The sequence below is a fragment of the Myxococcus sp. AM009 genome, from assembly GCF_013372605.1.
GTDB lineage: Bacteria > Myxococcota > Myxococcia > Myxococcales > Myxococcaceae > Myxococcus > Myxococcus vastator.
The window spans coordinates 1-3,735 of the sequence record NZ_JABXEP010000296.1; the positions used below are offsets into that span (position 1 = coordinate 1).

Consider the following 3,735-nt stretch of genomic DNA (forward strand, 5'->3'; position numbering starts at 1 on the left):
GCCGTGCGCAGGACGTCCGCCCGGCCCGCGCCCGCCCCCGTCTCCGCCGCGGCCCGGCTCATTTGCATCGCTGGTCCCAAGGATGGTGAGGAGTTTGCCCTGTCCGAGGAGGAGTACGTCATCGGTCGAGCGACCGATAACGCCATCTGCATCCCGGACACCTCCGTGTCCCGCAAGCACGTCATGGTGCGGAAGTCGGGAGCGGGTTGGGCGGTCAGCGACCTGGGCTCCGGCAACGGGACGCTCGTCAACGGCGACGTCGTCAGCGACGAGACGCCGCTGGCCAACGGTGATGTCATCACGTTGGGCGACACGGAGCTGCGCTTCGAGGACGTGGCCAACTCCACGTTGATGGTCGGCGCGCCGGCCCCCGGTCCGCGGCCCCGTCCGGCGGCCTCTGGCAGCCGCGGCGCGGTGCCGCCCCGTCCGGGGCCTCGCGTTGAAGGTGGCCGCGTGCGCAGCTCGCGCGCGACGGCGGCCTCGGCGCCCACCCCCGAGGAGCTGAAGAAGAAGAAGCTCATCAAGCTGGGCGCCGTGGGTGCGGTGCTGGTGCTGTTCGCGGGCCTGGGCGTGGTGCGGATGAACGTCCAGAAGCAGCAGGCGGTCGCCGCGGAGGAGGCCCGTCAGGGCAAGAACCACCGGGAGCGGCTGGGCAGCCTGTTCCAGGACGCCAAGAACCTGGTGCGCGAGGGCAAGTGGGTCGAGGCGAAGGCGAAGCTGGAGGAGCTCCAGACCGAGGCCCCGGAATACCCGGGCGTGGCGGACTACCTCGGGCACGCCGCGCGCGAGATTCCCGTCCAGGAGAAGCTGACGGCGGCCAAGGAGGCCTTGTCGAAGAAGGAGCTGGGCAAGGCCGGCACGTTGCTGGCCGGCGCCGGAGAGAGCCAGTTCCTCTACGAGCAGGTGAACGAGACGAAGCGCGCGCTGTCGGAGTCCGCGGACATGCGCACGCGCGAGGCGCGCAAGCTGCTGGATGAGAATCAGCTCGACATGGCCAAGGCCATCACCGACGACATCCTGGTGGCCTTCCCTGAGCACCGCGACGCCAAGCTCATCAACGAGCAGGCGGCGCAGGCCATCATCGTCCGAGACACGCCCAAGCCCGTCATCCAGGGACCGGCCCCCAAGCCGTGGGAGCCCGCCGTCGACCGCTTCCGCGACGGCGACATGTCCGGCGCCGTGGCCATCCTCAATGCGTGCATGGCGCGCAACGCGCAGTGCAAGAAGTTGCTCGGGCAGATGACGGAGTTCGGCAACCTGTACAAGCGGCTGGAGGACCTGGACGCCCGGGGCCTGTCGAAGCTGATGTCGCTGGACAAGGGCATCACCGGCGGCCGTCCCAGCAAGATGGCGCGCAACGCGGGTACGCGGGCGGCCACCATCTTCTACAAGGGCGCCACCGCGGCGAAGGCGGCGGGGCAGTGGAGCCGCGCCATGGACTACTCGCGCAAGGCGCTGCAGGCGGACCCCGGACACGCGGGCGCCACCAACATCATCAGTGAGCTGAGGGCGAAGGCGAAGGACGTCTACCTCCATGCCTACTCCCTGAAGGACGGGAGCCCCGATGAGGCCCTGCCCAAGTTCAAGGACGTGGTGGCGATGACGCCGCCCGACGACGAGTACCACGAGAAGGCGAAGACCTGGGTCGAGAAGCTGTCGCGATGACCCGGCGCAAGGTGGGAGGCGGCACGCCGCCGCCAGTGGGCCAGCAGGGTGACCTGTTCGGCAGTGGCGCCTCCACCCCTCGTGCGGCTGGCGCGGCGCGGAAGGCCGCGGCGACGCCGAAGCCTCCACCGCCTCCGGTGGACGCGGACGGCACCTCGCTGCTGGGGCCCATGGAAGGCGCGCCGCCTCCGCCGCCCAAGCCCGAGCGCGTGGTGCTGTCGGTGGGCGAGCTGACCCGCCAGCTCAAGCAGACGCTGGAGTCGCGCTTCGCCCGCGTCATCGTGCGCGGCGAGGTGACGGGCTTCCGTGGGCCCAACGCGCGGGGGCACTGGTACTTCTCGCTGAAGGACTCGGGCGCGGCCATTGACGCGAAGGTGTGGGCCTCCATGGCGGCCCGCCTGCGCTTCGCGCTGCGCGACGGCATGGAGGTGATTGCCGAAGGCAGCGTGGACCTGTACGAGCCGCAGGGCCGCTACAGCCTCATCGTCCAGCGGCTGGAGCCGGTGGGTGAGGGCGCGCTGGCGCTGGCCTTCGAGCAGCTCAAGGAGCGGCTGGCCCAGGAGGGGCTCATCGGTCCCGGGCGCGTGCGGCCCCCCAGGCCGTTGCCCTACCTGCCTCGGCGGATTGGCGTGGTGACGAGCCGCACCGGCGCGGCGCTGCAGGACTTCCTGCGCGTGCTGCATTCGCGCAACCCCCGGCAGAGCGTCCTGGTGGCGGACGCGCGTGTGCAGGGCGAAGGCTCCGCCGTGGAGGTGGCTCGCGCCATCGAGCGGCTGGCGCGCACGGACGTGGACGTCATCGTGGTGACGCGCGGTGGTGGCTCGGTGGAGGACCTCTGGACCTTCAACGAGGAGCGGGTGGCCCGCGCCATCTTCGCCTCGCCGGTGCCAGTGGTGTCCGCCATTGGTCACGAAATCGACTTCACCATTTCCGACTTCGTGGCGGACCTGCGCGCGCCCACGCCCAGCGCCGCGGCGGAGCGCCTGGCGCCGGTGCTGGCCGACCTGGAGCTGACGCTCGCCACGCAGGCGGGCCGTCTGCGGCGCGCCATGGAGCGCCGGGTGCTGGAGCTGCGCGAGGAGCAGGGCCAGCTCGCGTCGCGGCTGGAGGACCCCCGGCGGGCCATCAACCACCAGCGGCTGCACCTGTCCGAGCAGGTGGAGTCGATGATGCGCGTGCTGCGGCCGGCCGTGCGCGGGCACCGTGAGGCGCTGCGGTCGCTGACCGAAAGGCTGCAGCGGGCGCGTCCCCAGGCGCGCCTGGGTGAGCAGCGGGCGCACCTCCTGAAGCTCGCCATGCGGCTGTCGGAGGCGGTGCGGGCAGGTGTGGCGACGCGGCACGGCGCGCTGGCGACGGCACGGCTCGGGCTCGAGCGGGCGTCACCCGTGGCCCAGGTGTCTCGTGAGCGTGCCCGGCTGGCCGCGCACCGGGCGCGGCTGCTGGCGCTCCAGCAGGCGACCCTGGCGGATGCCCAGAAGCGTTTCCAGCGTCTGGAGGGACGTCTGGACGCCATGAGTCCGTTGAAGGTGATGTCGCGCGGCTATTCGGTGGTGTTCCGACAGCGCGATGGCGCGGTGGTCCGCACGGGCGCGGATGTCCAGGTGGGAGAGCGCCTGGGGCTGAAGCTCGCGTCGAACGGGGCGAAGTCGCTCGGGGGATGTGAAGAAATCGAAGCCACCGTCACGGCGGTGAAAGGGCCGGTGGACTGCTGACGGGCCACCCTCTAGAGTCCCGCGCCCCACGTGGGGAGGTGGATGGAAGTGGCGAAGTCGGACAAGGCGCCCAAGGCGGACAAGGTGGCGGAGGCCGAGGTCCCCGAGCAGTACGGGGATGTGGTCTCCCGGCTCGAGGAGACGGTGGGCCGACTGGAGAGCGGCAGTCTCTCCCTGGAGGACTCGCTCAAGGCCTTCGAGGAAGGCATCCGGCTGGTGCGCCGGGGTGAGAAGCTGCTCACCGAGGCGGAGCAGCGCATCGAACAGCTCCTGCTGGATGAGGACGGAAACGACGTGGTGGCGCCCCTGTCGGTCGCCGCGCGTCCGGCGGCGCCCGCGGCCCCTCGGGCCCCCGCTC

The 3,735-nt window shown here is 71.4% G+C and carries 3 protein-coding genes; all 3 read left to right on the top strand.

The annotated features are described in order from the left end of the window. Nucleotides 1-1,665 (top strand): FHA domain-containing protein (locus HV824_RS35085; RefSeq protein ID WP_255208600.1); only part of this gene is annotated, 1,665 nt, incomplete at its 5' end. After that, a complete protein-coding gene (xseA, locus tag HV824_RS35090; protein ID WP_176420877.1) occupies nucleotides 1,662-3,377 on the top strand; it encodes an exodeoxyribonuclease VII large subunit in 1,716 nt (571 codons plus the stop codon). The genes HV824_RS35085 and xseA, both read left to right, overlap by 4 nt. Before the next feature lie 42 nt (nucleotides 3,378-3,419). After that, nucleotides 3,420-3,735 (top strand): exodeoxyribonuclease VII small subunit (xseB, locus tag HV824_RS35095; RefSeq protein WP_176425214.1); only part of this gene is annotated, 316 nt, incomplete at its 3' end.